Annotated in this window: 23 protein-coding genes; 19 read left to right on the top strand and 4 right to left on the bottom strand. The window is 61.9% G+C overall.

Annotation, left to right across the window (positions count from 1 at the left end):
• Nucleotide 1: 1 nt before the first annotated feature.
• Together C5F53_RS02545 and aroC are read right to left on the bottom strand one after the other, a co-directional pair.
• Nucleotides 2–1,213 (bottom strand): MFS transporter, encoded by a 1,212-nt coding sequence (locus C5F53_RS02545; protein WP_370446705.1) that lies wholly within the window; start codon nt 1,211–1,213, stop codon nt 2–4.
• A 5-nt stretch (nt 1,214–1,218) separates the two neighbouring features.
• Complete coding sequence (aroC, locus tag C5F53_RS02550; protein WP_105259745.1) at nt 1,219–2,313, bottom strand: chorismate synthase; 1,095 nt, start codon at nt 2,311–2,313, stop codon at nt 1,219–1,221.
• Between the two features lie 114 nt (nt 2,314–2,427).
• Here aroC and C5F53_RS02555 point away from each other — a divergent pair, with 114 nt between their 5' ends.
• Nucleotides 2,428–2,850, top strand: coding sequence for a cupin domain-containing protein (locus tag C5F53_RS02555; protein WP_105259746.1), 423 nt, complete (start codon nt 2,428–2,430; stop codon nt 2,848–2,850).
• A gap of 83 nt (nt 2,851–2,933) precedes the next feature.
• On the opposite strand, the gene C5F53_RS02560 is transcribed toward C5F53_RS02555, so the two are convergent.
• Nucleotides 2,934–3,590 carry a glutathione S-transferase gene (locus C5F53_RS02560; protein WP_105259747.1) on the bottom strand — a complete coding sequence of 219 codons (657 nt, stop codon included), beginning with the start codon at nt 3,588–3,590 and terminating at the stop codon, nt 2,934–2,936.
• 123 nt (nt 3,591–3,713) lie between these two features.
• Here C5F53_RS02560 and C5F53_RS02565 point away from each other — a divergent pair, with 123 nt between their 5' ends.
• Entirely contained in the window at nt 3,714–4,928 is a 1,215-nt protein-coding gene (locus tag C5F53_RS02565) for a polyhydroxyalkanoate depolymerase (RefSeq protein WP_105259748.1), read from the top strand.
• 79 nt (nt 4,929–5,007) lie between these two features.
• On the opposite strand, the gene C5F53_RS02570 is transcribed toward C5F53_RS02565, so the two are convergent.
• Nucleotides 5,008–5,475 (bottom strand): CBS domain-containing protein, encoded by a 468-nt coding sequence (locus C5F53_RS02570; protein WP_105259749.1) that lies wholly within the window; start codon nt 5,473–5,475, stop codon nt 5,008–5,010.
• Between the two features lie 102 nt (nt 5,476–5,577).
• Between C5F53_RS02570 and C5F53_RS02575 the strand changes: the two genes are divergently transcribed.
• From C5F53_RS02575 to C5F53_RS02650, 17 genes are all read left to right on the top strand, one after another.
• Nucleotides 5,578–6,891 carry an O-acetylhomoserine aminocarboxypropyltransferase gene (locus C5F53_RS02575; RefSeq protein ID WP_105259750.1) on the top strand — a complete coding sequence of 438 codons (1,314 nt, stop codon included), beginning with the start codon at nt 5,578–5,580 and terminating at the stop codon, nt 6,889–6,891.
• Nucleotides 6,891–7,712 (top strand): alpha/beta fold hydrolase, encoded by an 822-nt coding sequence (locus C5F53_RS02580; RefSeq protein WP_105259751.1) that lies wholly within the window; start codon nt 6,891–6,893, stop codon nt 7,710–7,712. Before C5F53_RS02575 ends, C5F53_RS02580 begins: the two co-directional genes overlap by 1 nt.
• A 68-nt stretch (nt 7,713–7,780) precedes the next feature.
• The gene (locus C5F53_RS02585; RefSeq protein WP_105259752.1) at nt 7,781–8,122 is read left to right on the top strand and encodes an Mpo1-like protein; all 342 of its coding nucleotides are present in this window, start codon (nt 7,781–7,783) and stop codon (nt 8,120–8,122) included.
• 1,012 nt (nt 8,123–9,134) lie between these two features.
• Nucleotides 9,135–9,308, top strand: a complete 174-nt coding sequence (locus tag C5F53_RS20230; protein ID WP_161499871.1) for a hypothetical protein — start codon at nt 9,135–9,137, stop codon at nt 9,306–9,308.
• Between the two features lie 351 nt (nt 9,309–9,659).
• Nucleotides 9,660–9,890: a toxin-activating lysine-acyltransferase gene (locus tag C5F53_RS20755; RefSeq protein WP_370446706.1), complete on the top strand. Its 231-nt coding sequence runs from the start codon at nt 9,660–9,662 to the stop codon at nt 9,888–9,890.
• Nucleotides 9,891–10,011: 121 nt separating this feature from the next.
• Entirely contained in the window at nt 10,012–10,422 is a 411-nt protein-coding gene (locus tag C5F53_RS02595) for a hypothetical protein (RefSeq protein WP_105259754.1), read from the top strand.
• A gap of 110 nt (nt 10,423–10,532) precedes the next feature.
• Entirely contained in the window at nt 10,533–11,237 is a 705-nt protein-coding gene (locus tag C5F53_RS02600; protein WP_105259755.1) for a beta-ketoacyl synthase chain length factor, read from the top strand.
• Nucleotides 11,230–12,012: a 1-acyl-sn-glycerol-3-phosphate acyltransferase gene (locus tag C5F53_RS02605; protein WP_105259756.1), complete on the top strand. Its 783-nt coding sequence runs from the start codon at nt 11,230–11,232 to the stop codon at nt 12,010–12,012. Before C5F53_RS02600 ends, C5F53_RS02605 begins: the two co-directional genes overlap by 8 nt.
• Complete coding sequence (locus C5F53_RS02610; RefSeq protein ID WP_105259757.1) at nt 11,999–12,259, top strand: phosphopantetheine-binding protein; 261 nt, start codon at nt 11,999–12,001, stop codon at nt 12,257–12,259. The genes C5F53_RS02605 and C5F53_RS02610 overlap by 14 nt, the downstream gene beginning before the upstream one ends.
• Before the next feature lie 36 nt (nt 12,260–12,295).
• Nucleotides 12,296–12,550 carry an acyl carrier protein gene (locus C5F53_RS02615; RefSeq protein WP_105259758.1) on the top strand — a complete coding sequence of 85 codons (255 nt, stop codon included), beginning with the start codon at nt 12,296–12,298 and terminating at the stop codon, nt 12,548–12,550.
• Between the two features lie 5 nt (nt 12,551–12,555).
• Nucleotides 12,556–13,092 (top strand): hypothetical protein, encoded by a 537-nt coding sequence (locus C5F53_RS02620; protein WP_201740774.1) that lies wholly within the window; start codon nt 12,556–12,558, stop codon nt 13,090–13,092.
• Nucleotides 13,085–14,779: an AMP-binding protein gene (locus tag C5F53_RS02625; protein ID WP_105259760.1), complete on the top strand. Its 1,695-nt coding sequence runs from the start codon at nt 13,085–13,087 to the stop codon at nt 14,777–14,779. The genes C5F53_RS02620 and C5F53_RS02625 overlap by 8 nt, the downstream gene beginning before the upstream one ends.
• Nucleotides 14,776–15,522 carry a glycosyltransferase family 2 protein gene (locus C5F53_RS02630; protein ID WP_105259761.1) on the top strand — a complete coding sequence of 249 codons (747 nt, stop codon included), beginning with the start codon at nt 14,776–14,778 and terminating at the stop codon, nt 15,520–15,522. The genes C5F53_RS02625 and C5F53_RS02630 overlap by 4 nt, the downstream gene beginning before the upstream one ends.
• Entirely contained in the window at nt 15,519–16,484 is a 966-nt protein-coding gene (locus C5F53_RS02635; RefSeq protein WP_105259762.1) for an acyltransferase, read from the top strand. Before C5F53_RS02630 ends, C5F53_RS02635 begins: the two co-directional genes overlap by 4 nt.
• On the top strand, nt 16,450–17,997 hold the full coding sequence (gene hutH, locus C5F53_RS02640) for a histidine ammonia-lyase (protein WP_105259763.1): 1,548 nt from the start codon (nt 16,450–16,452) through the stop codon (nt 17,995–17,997). Before C5F53_RS02635 ends, hutH begins: the two co-directional genes overlap by 35 nt.
• Entirely contained in the window at nt 17,987–18,403 is a 417-nt protein-coding gene (locus C5F53_RS02645) for a thioesterase family protein (RefSeq protein ID WP_105259764.1), read from the top strand. Before hutH ends, C5F53_RS02645 begins: the two co-directional genes overlap by 11 nt.
• Nucleotides 18,400–19,005 (top strand): outer membrane lipoprotein carrier protein LolA, encoded by a 606-nt coding sequence (locus C5F53_RS02650; RefSeq protein WP_105259765.1) that lies wholly within the window; start codon nt 18,400–18,402, stop codon nt 19,003–19,005. Before C5F53_RS02645 ends, C5F53_RS02650 begins: the two co-directional genes overlap by 4 nt.
• The last annotated feature ends 16 nt before the right edge of the window (nt 19,006–19,021 follow it).

Consider the following 19,021-nt stretch of genomic DNA (forward strand, 5'->3'; position numbering starts at 1 on the left):
TTTACGCGGCGGGCAGTGCCGCCGGGTGGCGCAGGCGCCAAACTTTGTAGGCACAACCGGTAGCCAGCACGGCCATGGCCGAGGTGCCCCAGAACACACTGTCCAGCCCCCAATGCTGGCTGAGCTGGCCACCCAGCAGCCCACCCAACACGCCGGGGATGCCATAACCAATGATGATGTACAGCGCCTGGCCCCGCCCGCGCAGGCTGCCCGGAAAGTGGTGCGACACCAGCGCAATGCAGGCACTGTGGTGGGCCGCAAAGGTGAGCGCATGCAGCGCCTGCGCCAGCACCAGCACCCACAGCACCGAGGCCAGCGATGCGGTAACCGCCATGCGAAACACCATGACCACCGCACACAGCACCAGCCAGCCGGTCAGGCTGACCTTGGGCATCCAGCGGCTCTGGGTAAAAAACCAGCCAATCTCCACCGTGACCGACACCGCCCAGAGCAAACCAATCATGGTTTTGCTGTAGCCCAGCGAGTCCATGTAGAGCGAAAAGAAGGTGTAGATACCCATGTGTGACAGCACATGGAAAAACACCGAGGCAAACAACCAGCGCACGGCCGGCTGCGCCAGCACTGGGCCGATGGGCAGCGAGACCGCGCCCGCCGTGGCGTGGTGCGCCTCTTTCACATCGGGCATGCGGTAGGCAAACACCACCAGCACCGCCAGACTCACCGTCACGATGAGCGGAAAGCTGCGCATGCCCACGTGCTCAAACCAGGCCCCGGCCCCAAGCACCGCCAGCATAAAACCCAGCGAACCCCACAGACGCACGCGGCCATAGAGCTTGGTGTCAAAGGTGCCGCCCTGGCTCACCACATGGGCCACGGCCGCTTCAGTCATGGGCATCATGCCGCTGGTCTGGGTGAACATCACCAGCAACACCACCGCCAGCCACCACACACCGCCGTCGAACCATAGCCCGGCCGAGGCCACCAGTGCAATCACCGCACCCCAGCGCAGCAGCTTGGCGCGCTCACCGGTGCGGTCGCTCAGCGTGCCCCAGGCGTAGGGCGCAAACATGCGCGTGGCCGCCTGCACCGAGGTCAACACACTGATGACCACCAGGCTCAGACCCAGGTCTTTGAGCCACAGCGGCAAAAACGGATTAAAAAAGCCCGCGTGGGCGCAGTAGGCCGCGGTCAGCGCGGCAAACGGCATGATCTGGCGCCGCTGCTGGCCGGGCTGTGCCGGGGACGCGGCCACCGTACTCAAATGCTGCCTGCGATGGGCGTGAGCGCAGGCACCACGTCACCGCACTGCGCGCGGTGGCGCAGCACGTGGTCCATCACCACTAGGGCCAGCATGGCCTCGGCAATCGGCGTGGCGCGTATGCCCACACAGGGGTCGTGCCGGCCTTTGGTGATCACCTGAGTGGGGTTGCCCTGCGAGTCAATCGAGTCGCGTGGCGTGATGATGGAGCTGGTGGGCTTGATGGCAATGCTCACCTCCAGGTCTTGCCCGGTGGTGATGCCGCCCAACACACCGCCGGCGTTGTTACTGGCAAAGCCGTTGGGTGTGAGGCTGTCGCCGTGCGTGGTGCCGCGCTGCGACACGCTGGCAAAACCGGCGCCAATTTCCACGCCCTTGACCGCGTTGATACCCATCATGGCGTAGGCAATGTCGGCGTCCATTTTGTCAAACAGCGGCTCGCCCAGGCCCACGGGCACGTTGGTGGCGCTCACACGGATCTTGGCGCCGCAGGAGTCGCCCGCCTTGCGCAGTGCGTCCATGTAGTCTTCCAGCGCCTGCACATCGGCCACGGGGGCAAAGAAGGGGTTGTGGGGCACGTGGTCCCAGCTCTCAAACGCAATCGGCAACTCGCCCACCTGGGTCATGCAGCCGCGGAATTCTGTGGCGTATTTTTCCTTGAGCCACTTTTTGGCCACCGCACCGGCGGCCACCATGGGCGCGGTCAGGCGCGCGCTGGAACGGCCACCACCACGCGGGTCGCGGATGCCGTATTTTTGGAAGTAGCTGTAATCGGCATGCCCGGGGCGGAAGGTCTCCAGAATGTTGCCGTAGTCCTTGCTGCGCTGGTCGGTGTTCTGGATCAACAGCGCAATCGGCGTGCCGGTGGTTTTGCCCTGGTACACACCGCTGAGAATCTGCACCGCATCGGGCTCGTTGCGCTGGGTCACGTGGCGGCTGGTGCCGGGGCGGCGGCGGTCCAGGTCAATCTGGATGTCGGCCTCGGACAGCGCCATGCCCGGGGGACAGCCATCAATGATACAGCCAATGGCCGGGCCGTGGGATTCACCAAAGTTGGTGACGGTGAAAAGGTGTCCGAAGGTGTTGCCGCTCATAGTGGCCGAATTATCCCAGACCGCGCCGCACCGCCCTGCGGGCTGGAACACTTTATGCATCGTGCTGCAGCGCACCATTTCAGTGTTTTCAGCTTGTTTGAACAGGAGTGAGCCATGCTAGACCGCACCACCACGCAGTTTTCCCACGTCAAGCCCGAAGACACACAGTTTGTCTCTGGCGGACTGCGCGATTTCTTTTTGTACAAGGACCTGGGCATTGCCGAGGCGACGCACGGCAAGGTGATTGCGCACCTGGTTAAGGCGAACATGGCACCAGAAACAGGCACCGGATGGCACCGCCATGAGGCAGATTTCCAGATCGTCATCATGACCAAGGGCTGGGCCAAGTTCATGTACGAAGACAAAGAGACGCTGGTGCAGGCCGGTGACGTGGTACACCAGCGCCCGGGCATCCGCCACTTCCTATTCGACTACTCGCCCGACATGGAGTACCTGGAAATCGTCTCCCCGGCAGACTTCAAGTCGATTGACGTGGACCCGGTGTGTGCGGTGCCAGCGCCCACGCCTTGGGCGTGAACGGCAATTCCGCGCCGGGCCGCCCCAAGCGGAATTAGCCCCCTCGGGGGGCAGCGACCCGCGCAGCGGTGGAGCGTGGGGGCTTAGAACTCCGCGTCGAGCTCGTCAATTTCCTCGGGCTCGGCCTTGGCGGCGGTGATCCACTCTTGCATGGCGGGCAGCGCCATGATGCGTTTGCAATAGGCCGCAGCCTCTTTGTCGATGGCCACGTCGTAGGTCAGAAAACGCGTCACCACCGGGGCGTACATCGCGTCGGCCACGCAGGGTTGTTTGCCAAACAGGTAGGGGCCGCCGTAGTGCTGCAAGCAGTCTTTCCAGATCGCCAGCACGCGGTCAACATCGGCCCGCGCGCGCGACCACACCTTGAACTTGGGAAAGTGCGCCTTCAGGTTCATGGGCAGCGAGCCGCGCATGGAGGCAAAGCCCGAATGCATTTCGCCGCACACCGCGCGGCAGTGGGCACGGGCCTTGATGTCGGCCGGCAGCAGGCCGGCCTTGGGCTTGATCTCGTTAAGGTATTCGCCAATGGCCAGCGTGTCCCACACGGTGACGCCGTTGTGCTGCAAAAAGGGCACCAGCATGCTGCTGGAGAGCAGCAACATCTCGGCCTTCATGGCGGGGTCATCCGGGGAAATCACTTTTTCGGTGAAGTCCAGACCTGCCAGCTTGGCCATCAGCCAACCCCGCAAAGCCCAGGCACCGTAGTTTTTGCTGCTGATGGTCAGTACTGCCTTGGCCATGGAATGCCCTCCTGCGGGAAAGTGATGCCCATTCCGTCGCAAGGCTTGTGCCAACACATTGGCCCATAACTTGCCTGCGCATAGGCCATCCGGCCACAAGCCGCTTTGACCCCAGGACCCACCATGCTGTACCAGGCTTACCAAACCCAGTCCGACTTCACCTCTCCCCTGCGGCTGATGGCGCAAGGCCTGGGCGCCTCGCTGTGGATGAGCCAAACCGAAGGCAGCATGCTGCGCAAGATGGCGGCGAGTATGGAAGTGCTATCGCGCCTGCGCCTCACCCACACCCGCCCGGCCTATGGGATTGACAGCGTGAAGGTGGGTGAGCGCGATATTCCGGTAGCCGAAGTGGCTGTGCTGACCATGCCCTTTGGCACCTTGCTGCACTTTGAAAAGCAGGAGCCCATCACCGAACCCCAGCCCAAGGTGCTGTTGGTGGCGCCGCTCTCCGGCCACTTTGCCACGTTGCTACGTGAAACCGCACGCACCCTGCTGCAAGACCACGACGTTTTTATTACCGACTGGCACAACGCCCGCGATGTGGCGCTGCGCCATGGCGCCTTCGGGCTGGACGACTACATCGACCACATGATCCGTTTCACCCAAACCATTGGGCCCGGCACGCATGTGATTTCGGTTTGCCAGCCCTGTGTGGCAGCACTGGCGGCCACGGCCATCATGGCCGAGGACGACGACCCGGCCCAGCCACGCAGCCTGACGCTGATGGCCGGCCCCGTAGACTGTCGCGTGAACCCCACCGAGGTGAACAAACTGGCGGTGAGCAAACCGATTGAATGGTTCGAGAAAAACCTCATCAGCCATGTACCGCTGCCCCACGCGGGTTACATGCGCCGTGTCTACCCGGGCTTTGTGCAGCTCAGCGCGTTTTTGAGCATGAACCTGGACCGCCACAAACAGTCTTTCAAGGACCTGTACCAGCACCTGGTGAATGGTGATGTGGAGAAGGCCAACATCATCCGTGTGTTCTACGACGAGTACCTGGCCGTGAACGACCTGCCGGCCGAGTTCTACCTGGAGACGGTAGAGAAAGTCTTCCAAACCTACGACCTGCCGCTGGGCAAGCTCACCTACAAAGACCGCATCGTCAACCCTGCCGCCATCCGCCGTACGGCGCTGATGACGGTGGAAGGCGAACGCGATGACATCTGTGCCGTGGGCCAGACGGTGGCCGCGCAGGACCTGTGCAGCAGCGTGCGCCCGTATAAAAAAACACACCATGTGCAGACCGGTGTGGGGCACTATGGTGTGTTCAGCGGGCGCAAGTGGAACCAGCAGATTTACCCGCGTGTGCGGGACATGATCCACGCCAGTGAGTAGGCCCCCACGCTCCGCCGCTGCGCGGGCCGCTGCCCCCCGAGGGGGCTAGCTCGCCTTGGGGCGGCCCGGCGGCGAACTCTTAGGTGTTCTCTGCCTCGGGCTTGGCGTCTTCGCCTTCGGGCCAATCGCGGATGTAGGCCTTGAGCATCTTGTTCTCGAAGTTCTGGCTGTCCACCACGGCCTTGGCCACGTCATAGAAGCTAACCACGCCCATCAGCATGCGGTTGTCGATCACGGGCATGTAACGCGCGTGGCGGTCCAGCATCATGCGGCGTACCTCGTCCATCTCGGTTTCCATGGTGCAGGTCAGCGGGCCGGGGTCCATGGCGCGGTACACGGTGGTGGTGCCGAAGCTGCCACCGTTTTTGACGACCGCCTGGATCACTTCGCGGAAGGTCAGCATGCCCACCACCAGGCCGTGCGAAATCACCACCAGTGAGCCAATGTCTTTTTCAGCCATGAGCTGGGCGGCATCGGCCAGGGTGTCTTCCGGCGTGGTGGTGAAAAGCGTACCGCCTTTAACGCGCAGGATATCGCTGACTTTCATGGGGACTTCCTCGTGACACTGGGGTTGAAACTGAGCATCAAATATAGCCCACAATGCCCCAGTTTCATCCCGATTACCAAGTGACTTTCACCGGAGAACCCCATGCCTGGTTACGCTGACCCCGGCTTTGACACCCTGGCCCTGCACGCCGGTGCCGCGCCCGACCCCACCACAGGCGCCCGCGCTGTGCCCATCCACTTGACCACCTCGTTTGTGTTCGAGTCCAGCGAGCACGCGCAGTCGCTGTTCAACCTGGAGCGCGCGGGCCACGTCTACAGCCGCATCAGCAACCCGACCAACGCCGTGTTTGAGCAGCGCATGGCCGCGCTCGAAGGCGGCATTGGCGCCATTGCCACGTCCAGCGGCCAGGCCGCGCTGCACCTGGCGGTGGCCACCCTCATGGGCGCGGGCGGCCACATCGTCGCCAGCACCGCGCTGTACGGCGGCTCGCAAAACCTGCTGCACTACACGCTGCGCCGCTTTGGCATTGACACCACCTTTGTGAAGCCCGGCGATGTGGACGGCTGGCGCGCCGCCGTGCGGCCCAACACACGCCTGTTTTTTGGCGAGACGGTGGGCAACCCCGGGCTGGACGTGCTGGACACGCCCACCATTGCGCAGATTGCGCACGAGGTCGGTGTGCCGCTGCTGGTGGACTCCACCCTCACCTCCCCCTGGCTGGTGCAGCCCTTTACGCAGGGGGCCGATCTGGTCTACCACTCGGCTACCAAGTTCCTGAGCGGCCACGGCACGGTGATTGGTGGCGTAGTGGTAGACGGCGGCAGTTTTGACTGGGCCCGCGCCCATGCGGCGACGGGCCGTTTTGCCGAGCTGGCCGCGCCCTACGAGGGTTTCCACAACATGAACTTCAGCGAGGAAAGCACCGTGGGCGCCTTCCTGCTGCGCGCGCGGCGCGAAGGCCTGCGCGACTTTGGCGCCTGCATGAGCCCGCACACCGCCTGGCTGATTTTGCAGGGCATCGAAACGCTAGGCCTGCGCATGGCGCGCCACATCAGCAACACCGAAAAGGTAGTGGAGTTTCTGGCCAGCCAGCCCTTTGTGGGCCGCGTGGGCCACCCGCTGCTGGAGAGCCACCCCAGCCACACGCTGGCCAAAAAACTGCTGCCCAAGGGCGCGGGCTCCGTCTTCAGCTTTGACCTGAAGGGCAACCGCGAGCAAGGCAAAAAGTTCATTGAGACCCTCAAGGTCTTTAGCCACCTGGCCAATGTGGGCGACTGCCGCAGCCTCGTCATTCACCCCGCCAGCACCACCCACTTCCGCATGAGCGACGAGGCGCTGGCCGCCGGGGGCATCACCCAGGGCACGATCCGCCTGTCCATAGGCCTGGAAGACCCGGATGATTTGATTGACGACCTGAAACGCGCGCTCAAGGCCGCAGAAAAGGCAGGTGCGTAATGCAGCTCACCGTCAACGGTGCCACCGCCTATTGCTACACCGGTGGCAAACCTTTTGATGCCGCCAAACCCACCGTGGTCTTCATCCACGGCGTGCTCAATGACCATAGCGTGTGGGCACTGCAGAGCCGCTACCTGGCAAACCACGGCTACAACGTGCTGGCCGTGGACCTGCCCGGCCACTGCCGCAGCGGGGGCGAAGCGCCCTCGTCCGTGGAAGAAGCGGCGGACTTCATCGTCGCGCTGCTGGATGCCGCGGGCATAAACAAAGCCGCGCTGGTGGGCCACAGCTGGGGCTCGCTGATTGCACTGGAAGCGGCTTCACGCCTGAAAGAACGCGCAAGCCATCTGGTGCTGGTAGGCACGGCCTACCCCATGAAGGTGTCGCCCGCGCTGCTGGAGACCTCGCTCAGCGACCCGATGAAAGCGCTGACCATGGTGAACGTGTTTTCGCGCAGCACGCTGGCCGCGCCACCGTCGGCGCTGGGGCCGGGCACCTGGGTCTATGGCGGCAGCATGGCGCTGGGCCGCCGGGTGCTAGCCAGCAACACGGCCGTTAATGTGTTCCACCGCGGTTTCTCGGCCTGCAACAACTACGCGCGTGGCGAAGAGGCCATGGCGCAGGTGCTGTGCCCGGTACTGTTTGTGCTGGGCGAACAAGACCAGATGACCACACCCAAGGCCGCGCAGGTTTTGCTGGCCGCAGCCCGCCAACGCACCGCACGCACCGAGCTGCAAATGGTGCCCGTGGGCCACCACCAGATGACCGAAGCCCCGGAGCAAACCCTGTCCGCCATGCGACAGTTTTTGGCCAGCCCCTAGGGCAAGTGCGCTTGCCAAGCGCCTACCCGGTGCCCGACCATGGCGCACTACCGATCAGGAGAGCGACCATGGACGCCACCAACACCCCCAGCCCCACCGCCGTGGATCCGCGCAGCTTCCACAGCTTTGCGGAGTTCTATCCCTTTTATCTGGGCGAACACAGCAACACCACCTGCCGCCGCCTGCACTTTGTGGGTTCCACCCTCACCCTGCTGTGCCTGGCCATGCTGCTGGCCACCGGCAAGCCGCAGTACCTTTTGTACGGCCTGTTGTGCGGCTACGGCTTTGCCTGGGTCGGCCACTTTGGCTTTGAGAAAAACAAGCCCGCCAGCTTCAAGCGCCCGCTCTACAGCTTTATGGGCGACTGGTGCATGTACCGGGACATCTGGACCGGGAAGATCCGGTTTTGAGCCGGATAACCGAACTGGCCAGAGGCCGCATTTCGCTATTTATTTTGTAGCTGCTCGCGCATATGGGATGGGCGCTAGAGGCTTTTTTTAAACTGTAACAGCGGAATCTGCGGACTGCGAATAATGCTCAATGTTTGGTCTTCTTCGGGCCAGCCGCCGACATCCACGAATAGCAGGTTTAGAGCGACGAACCTTGCCTAGGGACCAAGCCTGCTCCCGTACACTCAGTTAGTACATTAGCCTCTCATGCAACTGTTCGCGCTCCTATCTGTTGCCCTTATGTTTTCCAGATGATCCTTGCTCGGGAAAGACAACAGGAAACGAATTGCCATGGAAACGCTTTATCCTAAAGGGCTTACACCAAGCCAAATCAAGAGTCCCGTACGTCCCTTTCCCGCCCTCACAGGCGCTTTGAATGCCAAGTTTCCTTACGGTACAGATTCGGAGAATCTGAAAAGCTACGTTGGAAAGCTTGGTGGAAGTTGCGTTCAAAACCCAATGGGGCAATCTTTGAACTGCTCAATGACTGAATCTAGCGCAATTTGCATCCGCAACTCCGTGTCCTTAACGGTTCAAACGGATAACCTTAACAAGATCAAAAGCATTGATGCTGTTCGTATTCTTGACGGTTGCTAATTCCAGTTAGGGGCCATCTGCAGTCGTACCCGAATGCCCGCTTTAGTGAATGGTTTGCAACCAACACCAATTCCTATGCGTACCAGCCCACTTCCAACCATCGACACCCCGGATAACCTGAAAATCCGTGGTGCGGACCAAATTGCAACGGTGCGTATTCCAGTCCAAACCCGGCCACCGTTCTGATGAAGACCCGCCACTCGGGCGGATGAATGTTGCATTGTCTCAGCCCAAATCTGCGCAATCTCCTTAATGAGAACCGTCAGCTCTTTTTCGTACTTACGGCCCTGTGTGTACAGACAGCAGGTTTTTTAAACAAAGTACGCAGGGGCAATAGTCACTCCAAGAAGGAATCCAAAGAAGTTCTCGCTGCTATTTGTTGTTGCGATCCAAGCGGTGGCAATGCCGATCTCGATGGGAATACCGGGAAGCAATACAGGGCAACAACCTGGCCCAACGCCTGTTTGAAGTATTGACCGAGAACGTCGGCATCGCCCCGGCCTGGCAGGTGCAAACCCAGCTGGGCAATATGCAACAAATGCTGGCCTAAGGGGCAGACCAGTGCTAGATAGCCGCCCAGTTAGGGGCCGGTGCGGCAGGCCACGCCTACAATGAAAGCTAAGCCTATGCGATAGAGGGTAACGCCACTGAGAGTGCAGTCTTCAAGACCCAGAGCTATGGGGCGTTGGTGCCGGTACCCACGACAGACACAACCTCTGAATCCAAGAAATCCGTCGATAGTGTCATGACGCCTTAATAGGCTGCTGAGTTTTCTGTGCAACTCAAGGCGCAGGTCCAACGTGTGATAAGCAAGTTACCTTTGCTGGGTGCAATTACTTGGTTAATGTTGCAGCTCAACACAATGCGATATACCTTAATCAGTGAGCAATAGTGGCGAGTACTGCCGTCTCTGGTGCTGGATCAGGCAAGACCCCACATGCGCGACAACGCGCCAATTGCCTATGTTTCATGGACCAAACTGTCAGACAAGGTTGTCCAGCGTTACAGTGCTGCGCCCCATCAGCTGGCGTCAGGCTATTGGCAAAGCGGTGCACAGGTGCGGACGTGGATTTATTTGCGCCTTTTGGCAGCGCTACTGAAGTTCTCGAGGATCTGCGAAATACAGTCTTGAAGGGGCAAGCCAGTCACCAGCTCACTCTAGGGGGCATGGCCAATTAGTGCCTACCAAGAGATGGATTTCGGGTGAGATGCCTCATAATCTCTGATGCAAAATTATAAGCAAGGGAGTTTCTATGACACGATTTTTGCCGCTGCTGGCCTTGGTTTTTATCGCTCTGACGGGTACAGCCCAAGCCCGGGGTTCTGTGCCTGTCGTGAACTACGAGAATGTGCAACTGGCCAGCAATTCGGGCAAGCTGGTATCTGCCGATGCAGCCAAACAGGCCATTCGCGCAGCCGCTGCCTCCAAGAGCTGGACGGTGGCCCTGGACGGAGACGCCCTGATAGCCACGCTGGTAGTGCGCAACAAGCACACTGTTACCGTCAGCATCGTACTCAGAGGTGACAAGTACTCCCTACTATTTAAAGACGCCGTTAATATGAATGTGATGGAGCGCGACGGACAGACGCTCATCCACCCGTTTTACAACCGCTGGGTCCAGGACCTCAATGAAGCGATTCGTATCGAGCTGCTGAAGATTTAGGCATCGCATACGCGCGCATGCACAAGGTGCGCGATCCGGCAGTCAGTCGTATTGCCGCAAAAAATAAAGTCCAGGAGTGAATTGGCGTGCACCGCAGGCCAGCCGTTGGTATGTCAAATCGTTTCTCCGTCGATAAATGGGCCGCATGGGGGCCAGGACTGGCCGATCAAACGGCCTGGCAGCGCTGGCTGACGCACCCCACGCCCATCACCGCCAATGACAAACCGTTGCTGGACGAAATGCCGGCCATGATGCGCAGGCGCGTAGAGCAGTTGGGCCGGGCCGCACTGCAAGCGGCCTACTGGTGCCAAGGCGCCCAAGGCGGCGAACCCGTCATCTTTGCCTCCCGCTACGGCGACATCCGCAGGTCTGTGGACTTGCTGCAGAGCCTGGCCCGCCAGGAAAGCCTGTCGCCCACCTCTTTCAGCCTGTCAGTACACAACGCAATCGGTGCGCTCTATTCGATTGCGCGCGGAGATACCAGCAACTACATCGCCCTGGCTGCTGGGGACGCCACGGCTCCCATGGCCTTCATGGAGGCCATGGGACTATTGGCTGACGGAGCGCAATCGGTCCTGCTGGTGGTCTATGACGAGCCCCTGCCCTCGGTCTACAGCCACTACGCTACGCACGAGGAATTTCCCAGAGCCTGGGCATGCCGCATCTCCCAGGCGGACGCGCAAGGCATCTCGCTGCGTCGAGCAGACACAGCCACCCCGACAGAACTGCCGCCTGATCTTGCGGTGCTGCGCTTTCTCACCTCAGAACAAGCGGCCCTGCAACAGGGCCACTGGGTCTGGAGTCGCCATGCTTGAGCGGTTGGAGAGGGCTTGGCGCGTACTGGCCACAGGTCTGTCCTTTGCCTTCTTCGGCCTGGGCGGACTGGTGCTGCGCTTGGTCTGGTTTCCACTGCTGTCCAAGTGCTTCTGGTTGAGCAGGCAAGAAGAGTCTCGCCTGTCCCGGCTAACGGTGCACCACACGTTTCGCTGGTTCATCGGATTCATGCGTGCAATGGGCGTCCTGAGCTTTGACATCCGTGGGCAAGAGCGCCTAAACCGCGATGGCCTGCTGATCCTGGCCAACCACCCCACCTTGATCGATGTAGTCTTCCTGATTTCCTTGCTGCCCAATGCCGACTGCATTGTCAAAGGCAGCCTGGCGCGCAACCCCTTCACGCGCGGGCCAGTGAGGGCCGCTGACTATATTTGCAATGACTCGGGCGCGGCCATGCTGGAAGATTGCCGGCACTCGCTACTGCAGGGCGGCAACCTCATCGTATTTCCCGAAGGCACCCGCACCCGCCCCGATGCGCCTGCGCTCCTGCAGCGCGGTGCGGCCAACATTGCCATCCGCTGCCAGCAGGACATCACCCCGGTGTATATCCGTTGTCAGCCCCAGACGCTCACCAAGGGCCTGCCCTGGTGGAAGGTGCCGCAGCGACGCGCCCATTTTGAACTGCGGGTGGGTGAGGATATTTCGATCCAGCCTTTCCTGCAGGCCGGCACCAGCGAAGCGCTGGCCGCGCGGCAGCTTACTCAGTTTTTGACCGACTACTTTTTCCCAGGAGAACCCCGCCATGCAATCGCTTGAACAAGAGTTGAAGCAACTCATCATCGATGTGCTCAATCTTGAAGACATCCGGCCGGACGATATTGAAGCAGGCGCTGCGCTGTTCGTTGAGGGCCTGGGACTGGACTCGATCGACGCGCTGGAACTGGGTCTGGCGCTACAGAAACGCTATGGCGTCAGTCTGTCTGCAGACTCGGCCGAAACGCGAGCGCATTTTGCCAGCGTCCAGGCCCTTGCGGCCTTTGTCGCAAGCGCAAGCCCCCAGTAAGCCTCCATTCGATTGCCATTTCGCTGAGCACGCACCATGACAAAAACCGAACTCTTCGAACGCCTGAGCAGCATTCTGCAAGACATTTTTGATATTCCGGCAGAGAAAATCCGACTGGAGGCCAGGCTGTATGAAGACCTGGATGTGGACAGCATCGACGCGGTCGACATGATTGTGCAGCTGCGCCCACTGCTGGGAAAACGTCTGCAACCCGACGCCTTTAAATCCGTGCGCACACTGAACGATGTGGTGGAAACCGTCTACGGACTGCTGAACGATCCGACCACCTGAATCCCATGCGTAATCTGGTCGTTGGCTTACTCACGCTGTTCTACCCGTTGCTGGTCTACGTGGGCTTGGGCCGTTGGGAACCACGTTGGCTGGCCCTGCTGTTGGCCGGCGTCGCCATTGCACGGGCGATTGCCACCCCGGACCGGATGTGGCGTGTGGCGGCTGCGGGTGCCCTGCTGCTGGCAGCCGTGAGCGTCTGGGGTAACCATGCGCTGCCGCTCAAGCTTTACCCGGTGCTTGTGAGTGGGGTACTGCTGGCCGTTTTCGGTGCCAGCCTGTTGCACCCTCCTACGGTGATTGAACGTATTGCACGCCTGCGGGAGCCCAAGCTCAACGCAGCCGGTGTGGCGTACACGCGCACGGTGACCCAGGTGTGGTGTGGCTTTTTTGCGCTTAATGGCGCCATCTCCATGGCAACGGCCATGTGGGCCAACGAGTCTGTATGGGCCTTGTACAACGGCCTGATTGCCTATGTGCTTATGGGCCTGCTGTTTGCCGGCGAATGGCTGGTCCGCCAACGTGTGAAAGCGCGCCATGTCTGATTTTTGTGCCATCGCTGAGCTGCTATCGCGCGGTCGGTCGGCTTACCACCCCGTCGCGCGGCAGGCTGGCGCGGCGGTCGACTTCTCTCGCTTCCATGCCATGGCAGGCGCCTGGTATGCCGCATGCGCGGCCCAACCCGGCAAGCGCTGGGCCCTGTATTTCGAAGATACCCTGGAATTTGCCGCCGCGCTGCTGGGCGCATGGCAAGCCGGCAAGGTGGTCTACCTGCCGGGTGATGCGCTGCCCGCCACGCTAGGCAGTCTGCGCAACCAGGTGGACGGTTTTGCGGGTCAGCTCTCCCCCGAGTACGCACCCTTGAATCCAGTCGAAGGTGCCAGCACGCCACCATGGCACGCGCTGGACGCCGAGACCACCATGCTGGTGGTCTACACCTCAGGCTCCAATGGCGAGCCCGCAGCGATCCCCAAGCATCTGCGCCAGCTCGATGCTGAAGTCGCCACGCTAGCCCGGTGCTGGGACACCTTGGCGAGCGACGCGACCGTACTGGGCACCGTATCGCACCAGCATATCTACGGCCTGCTGTTTCGCGTGCTGTGGCCCTTGGCCTCAGGCCGCCCCCTGCAGGCCGAGCGCTTGCTTTACCCGGAATCCATGGTGGATGCTATGGCCCAAGGTCCGTCGGTACTGATAGCCAGTCCGGCCCACCTGAAGCGCCTACCCGACCAACTGGACTGGCCTTCGGTGCAGCGGGCCGGCCTGCGCGCGGTATTCTCCTCAGGAGGAGCATTGTCCCCCGAGGCAGCGCATGAGTGCCTGCGCCTGACCGGGCAGACGCCCATTGAAATTTACGGCAGCTCGGAGACCGGCGGCATTGCCTGGCGGCAGTGTGCAACGGAATCCATAGTTCGCTGGACACCACTCCCAGGCGTGGAAGTCCAGGTGGCAGACGACCTGCTGCAAGTGCGCTCTGCGCATCTGTCAGATACCCAGTGGTTTGCCAGCACCGACCGGGTTGCCCTGCAAGCAGACGGCTTTGAGCTGCTGGGACGCAGCGACCGCATCGTCAAGATCGAGGAGAAGCGGATCTCGCTAACCGCCCTGGACGCGGGCCTGCTGGCCTCGGGCTGCCTGGAGGCCGTGGCGACCTTCGTCCTGCCCGGTGCACGTAGCACCCTGGCGGTGGTCGCCGCCCCCAATGCCAAGGGCTGGACCTTGCTGCAGCAGCAGGGCAAGTCGGCATTGAACCGTTTGCTGCGGGCCTGCGTGGCTGGTCAGATTGAGGCTAGCGCGCTGCCGCGGCGCTGGCGCTATGCCTGGAGCCTTCCGGTCAACAGCCAAGGTAAGACCACCCAAGCTGCGCTGGAGTGCTGCTTCGACCTGCGGCTGCCGCAAGCCACCTATATCACTCGCGCCGAACAGAATGCGCAGGTTCAGATTGTGGTGGCCAAAGACATCCCCCAGTTCGAAGGCCACTTCCCTCAAGCCCCCATCCTGCCCGGCGTGACCCAGGTGGAGTGGGCTCTGTACTTTGGCCGCATGCTGTTCGCACTGCCGCCCGTCTTCCTCGGCTTGGAAGCGCTCAAATTCCAACGCGTGATTGTTCCGGGCAGCGTCGTCCAGTTGCAACTGCACTTTCTGCGCGAGCGCGGCCGCCTAGAGTTCACACTGCAATCGAGCGCGGGGCAGCACGCCACTGGTCGCGTTGTGCTGGGAGACGCCACATGACCCCCTGCGCAGTCATCCCCGTGTACAACCATGGCGACACTGTGGGTGCAGTGCTGGCTGCACTGCGCGGCCAAGGTTTGCCCTGCTTCATCGTGGACGATGGCAGCACCCCGGCCTGCGCCCAGGTGCTCGACGCCCTGGCAGCTGCCGACCCTGTGCATGTGCAATTGGTGCGCCTGCCGATCAACAGCGGCAAGGGGGCGGCCATGGCGGTAGGCCTGCGGACAGCGCTAGCAGCCGGACACTCCCACGCCCTGCAAATCGATGCGGACGGACAGCATGCACTCACCGACATTCCTCTGTTTGTGGCGCAGGCCGAACGCGAGCCCGACAAAGTGATCTGCGGCTGCCCTATCTACGACGACAGCGTCCCCAAAGCGCGGCTCTACGGCCGCTACGCCACCCATGTCTGGGTCTGGATCAACACCTTGTCACTGGAGATCCGCGACTCCATGTGCGGCTTTCGCATTTACCCTCTAGCCGAGACGGTCGCGCTGCTTGACACCACGCACATCGGGCGCCGCATGGATTTCGATACCGAGATCCTGGTGCGTCTGGTGTGGCGCGGCATGCACCTAGTCAACCTGCCCACCCGAGTGCTTTACCCTCGCGGAGGCATTTCGCACTTCCGGGTGTTTCGCGACAATGTGCTCATCAGCGCCATGCATGCCCGGCTGTTTGTCGGTATGTTGTGGCGCGCCCCTATGTTGATTGCGCGGCGCTGGACGCGCGCAGCGCGATGAAGTCCGCCCGCACTGGCCTGCACTGGGCGTCCATGGGCGAAAGCACCTTTGTGCTGGGTATATGGTTCCTCTATGGCGTGCACCGCATCCTCGGACACTGGCCATTCCGACTCTGCCTGTACCCGGTAGTCCTGACCCAATGGGCACTGCGCCCCGCTCTGCGCCGCGCCTCGCTGCAATATCTGCAGCGCCTGGAGCAGGCTACGGGCGCACTGGGGCGCGCGCCCAGCTGGCGTGACACCCTGCGTCACATGCGGCTGTTTGCAGAGACGCTGCTGGACAAATTGCTGGCCGTGGCAGGGCGCTATCCGCTGCAACGTGTGCAGACCCAGGGGCGCGAGCCCCTCTACCGGGCCTCGCACTCGGGCCAGGGCGGCCTGATCGTGGTGGCCCATATGGGCTGCCTGGAGTTATGCCGCGCCATGGCGGAGCAGGGCAAGACGCTGCGCCTGCATGTGCTGGTGCACACCCGCCACGCCACCGAGTTCAATCGCATCCTGAAACGACTCAACCCCAGCAACGAGGTCCATCTACTTGAGGTCACCGAGATCAGCCCGGCTACCGCCCTGCTGCTGTCCGAGAAGGTTGGGCAAGGGGAGTATGTAGTGATTGCCGGCGACCGCGTCCCCGTGCTGGCCAGTCAGACCGTAAGCATCGATTTCCTGGGCCACCCGGCGCCGCTGCCCGTGGGGCCCTATGTCCTGGCCAGCTTACTCAAATGCCCGCTGTACTTCCTCGGTTGCATCCACCAGGGCGCAGGTTATGCCGTGCAATTCGAGCTACTGGCCCAGCAGGTATTGCTACCCCGTGCCACACGGCAGCAGGCCATGGCGCATTACGCCAGCCTGTATGTCCAGGCAGTGACCGCACAGCTGGTGCGCTCCCCTTACGACTGGTTCAACTTTTTCCCCTTCTGGGAGCAAACCCATGACACACCCCCATCCCGAGCCCGTGACCTTTGACGGCCAGCGCCTGCGCATAGAGGACGTGGTTGCCTTGTCGCTGCGCCAGCGTCCGGTGCAACTGTCCACCGACATCGTCTTCCGTCGGCGTATAGCCAAGGGGGCCGAGTTCCTGGACCGGCTGCTCGCCGAAGACGGTGTGATCTACGGCGTCACCACGGGCTATGGCGACTCCTGCACGGTCACGATTCCGCCCGAGCTGGTACCCGAGCTGCCCCACCACCTCTACGCCTACCATGGCTGCGGCGCCGGACGCATGCTGAGCCCGCAGGAAACCCGCGCCGTGCTGGCCACGCGCCTGACATCGCTCTCGCAAGGCATGTCAGGCGTCAGCGTGGGACTGCTGGAACAGATCACGCGCCTGCTCCAGCACGATGTGCTGCCCCAAATCCCTGCCGAAGGCTCGGTCGGCGCGAGCGGTGACCTCACCCCTTTGTCCTACCTGGCGGCCGTGCTGTGCGGCGAGCGCGAGGTGCTGTTTGAAGGCGAGGTCCGACCCGCAGCCGAGGTGCTGCAGGCACTCGGCATCCAGCCACTGCGCCTGCGCCCCAAGGAGGGATTGGCCATCATGAACGGCACGGCCGTCATGACCGCCATGGCCTGCCTGGCCTGGTCGCGCGCTAACTACCTGTGCCAGCTCGCCACCCGCATTACCGCCATGAATGTGCTGGCCAGCGCGGGCAATGCCCACCATTTCGACGAGGCACTCTTTGCTGTCAAACCCCATGCCGGCCAGCAGCTGGTGGCCCGGCGCATCCGCGAGGACCTGGCATCCGACCGCCCCAGTCGCAACGAACAACGGCTGCAGGATCGCTACTCACTGCGCTGCGCCCCGCACGTCCTGGGCGTGCTTCAAGACACCTTGCCTTTCTTGCGCACGCTGATCGAGAACGAACTCAACAGCGCCAACGACAACCCCATCATTGACGGCGAGCAGGAACGCGTGCTGCACGGTGGCCACTTCTATGGTGGGCACATCGCCTTTGCCATGGACAGCCTGAAGACCACGGTCGCCAACGTAGCCGATCTGCTGGACCGGCAGCTGGCACTGCTGGTGGACACCCGCTTCAACCACGGCCTCCCCTCCAATCTATCAGCGGCACAAGGTCCGCGCGCTGCCATCAACCACGGCCTGAAGGCCGTACAGATCAGCGTATCGGCCTGGACCGCAGAGGCACTCAAGCTGACCATGCCGGCCTCGGTCTTCAGCCGCTCCACCGAATGCCACAACCAGGACAAGGTCAGCATGGGTACCATCGCCGCGCGCGACTGTCTGCGCGTACTCGAACTCACCGAACAGGTGCTGGCGGCCATGCTGGTTGCCGCGCGCCAGGGCCTCAACCTACGCCAGGACATGGACCGCAACCTGCAACTCTCGCCAGCTCTGCAAGCCATGCAAGCTGCGCTGCAGGCCCAGATTCCGCTGCTGGTGGAAGACCGGGCGCTGGACAAAGAATTGCTGGCCCTGGTGCGCGGCATCCAATCCGAACAATGGGCCCTGTATGAAGCCTGATCTGAGCCACGAAATCACCCTGACACCAGCCTTCCATGACCTGGACCCCATGGACATCGTGTGGCACGGCAATTACGTGAAGTACCTGGAAGTGGCCCGCTGCGCGCTGCTGCAGAAGTACGGCTACGACTACCTGCAGATGCGCGAGTCCGGCTATGCCTGGCCGATTGTGCATATGCACCTCAAGTACACCGGCATGGTGGTCTATGGCCAAGCCTTCAAGGTACGCGCTGAGATCACCGAGTGGGAGAACCGCCTGCGCATCGACTACCTGGTGACGGACGCTGCCACCGGCAAGCGGCTCAACAAGGCTTACACCATCCAGGTCGCGCTGGAGATCGTCACGCGCGAGATGCAGTACGTCTGTCCGCAGATCCTTTGGGACAAACTGGGGGTGCAACCATGAAACGCCTGTTACTCGCACTGGCCCTGGGCGGGCTAGCCCTAGCCTGCCAGGCCGCCGACTTGGCCACTGACATTGCCGCGCGCCTGGCTGACGCCCCTCTATTGCGCGGGCAATTCGAACAGAAGAAGAGCCTGGCGGGCTTCAAGCAAGCGCTGGTATCGAGCGGCGACTTTCTGCTGTGGCGTGATCACGGCCTATCCTGGCACACGCGCACGCCGTTTGATTCGCGCCTCACGCTGACGCGCCATGGCATCACCCAGAGCCAGGGCACTACCACCCTGAAGATGGATGCAAAAAAAGAGCCCGGGCTGCTGCTGGCCAACGACATTCTGTTTGCACTCCTGTCAGGCGATGTCAGCCTGCTGGCGCAGCGCTTTCAGATGAGCGGGAAACTGGTCGGCGCCGAGGGTTGGCAGCTGCGCCTGGCCCCCACCGATGCCGCACTCACCAAGGTGTTCAAGAGCATCGAACTCAGCGGCGCGCGCTTCGTGCAAGACATCCGGCTCGAAGACCAGAACGGTGACCTGACGGCCATACGCTTCAGCCAGACCAAGCAGGGCCCTGCTGCGACCCCGGAAGAGGTGAAGAACTTTGCCGACTAGGCCCGTTCTTTACCGT

Origin of the sequence: Rhodoferax sp. TS-BS-61-7 (assembly GCF_002943465.1) — a bacterium.
Classification (GTDB): Bacteria; Pseudomonadota; Gammaproteobacteria; order Burkholderiales; family Burkholderiaceae_C; genus Allorhodoferax.

Excerpts from the sequence above, each read along its gene's own strand:
- aroC (WP_105259745.1), bottom strand. The coding sequence starts at position 2,313 with ATGAGCGGCAACACCTTCGGACACCTTTTCACCGTCACCAACTTTGGT.
- C5F53_RS02555 (WP_105259746.1), top strand. The coding sequence starts at position 2,428 with ATGCTAGACCGCACCACCACGCAGTTTTCCCACGTCAAGCCCGAAGAC.
- C5F53_RS02560 (WP_105259747.1), bottom strand. The coding sequence starts at position 3,590 with ATGGCCAAGGCAGTACTGACCATCAGCAGCAAAAACTACGGTGCCTGG.
- C5F53_RS02565 (WP_105259748.1), top strand. The coding sequence starts at position 3,714 with ATGCTGTACCAGGCTTACCAAACCCAGTCCGACTTCACCTCTCCCCTG.
- C5F53_RS02570 (WP_105259749.1), bottom strand. The coding sequence starts at position 5,475 with ATGAAAGTCAGCGATATCCTGCGCGTTAAAGGCGGTACGCTTTTCACC.
- C5F53_RS02575 (WP_105259750.1), top strand. The coding sequence starts at position 5,578 with ATGCCTGGTTACGCTGACCCCGGCTTTGACACCCTGGCCCTGCACGCC.
- C5F53_RS02580 (WP_105259751.1), top strand. The coding sequence starts at position 6,891 with ATGCAGCTCACCGTCAACGGTGCCACCGCCTATTGCTACACCGGTGGC.
- C5F53_RS02585 (WP_105259752.1), top strand. The coding sequence starts at position 7,781 with ATGGACGCCACCAACACCCCCAGCCCCACCGCCGTGGATCCGCGCAGC.
- C5F53_RS02595 (WP_105259754.1), top strand. The coding sequence starts at position 10,012 with ATGACACGATTTTTGCCGCTGCTGGCCTTGGTTTTTATCGCTCTGACG.
- C5F53_RS02600 (WP_105259755.1), top strand. The coding sequence starts at position 10,533 with ATGTCAAATCGTTTCTCCGTCGATAAATGGGCCGCATGGGGGCCAGGA.
- C5F53_RS02605 (WP_105259756.1), top strand. The coding sequence starts at position 11,230 with ATGCTTGAGCGGTTGGAGAGGGCTTGGCGCGTACTGGCCACAGGTCTG.
- C5F53_RS02610 (WP_105259757.1), top strand. The coding sequence starts at position 11,999 with ATGCAATCGCTTGAACAAGAGTTGAAGCAACTCATCATCGATGTGCTC.
- C5F53_RS02615 (WP_105259758.1), top strand. The coding sequence starts at position 12,296 with ATGACAAAAACCGAACTCTTCGAACGCCTGAGCAGCATTCTGCAAGAC.
- C5F53_RS02620 (WP_201740774.1), top strand. The coding sequence starts at position 12,556 with ATGCGTAATCTGGTCGTTGGCTTACTCACGCTGTTCTACCCGTTGCTG.
- C5F53_RS02625 (WP_105259760.1), top strand. The coding sequence starts at position 13,085 with ATGTCTGATTTTTGTGCCATCGCTGAGCTGCTATCGCGCGGTCGGTCG.
- C5F53_RS02630 (WP_105259761.1), top strand. The coding sequence starts at position 14,776 with ATGACCCCCTGCGCAGTCATCCCCGTGTACAACCATGGCGACACTGTG.
- C5F53_RS02635 (WP_105259762.1), top strand. The coding sequence starts at position 15,519 with ATGAAGTCCGCCCGCACTGGCCTGCACTGGGCGTCCATGGGCGAAAGC.
- hutH (WP_105259763.1), top strand. The coding sequence starts at position 16,450 with ATGACACACCCCCATCCCGAGCCCGTGACCTTTGACGGCCAGCGCCTG.
- C5F53_RS02645 (WP_105259764.1), top strand. The coding sequence starts at position 17,987 with ATGAAGCCTGATCTGAGCCACGAAATCACCCTGACACCAGCCTTCCAT.
- C5F53_RS02650 (WP_105259765.1), top strand. The coding sequence starts at position 18,400 with ATGAAACGCCTGTTACTCGCACTGGCCCTGGGCGGGCTAGCCCTAGCC.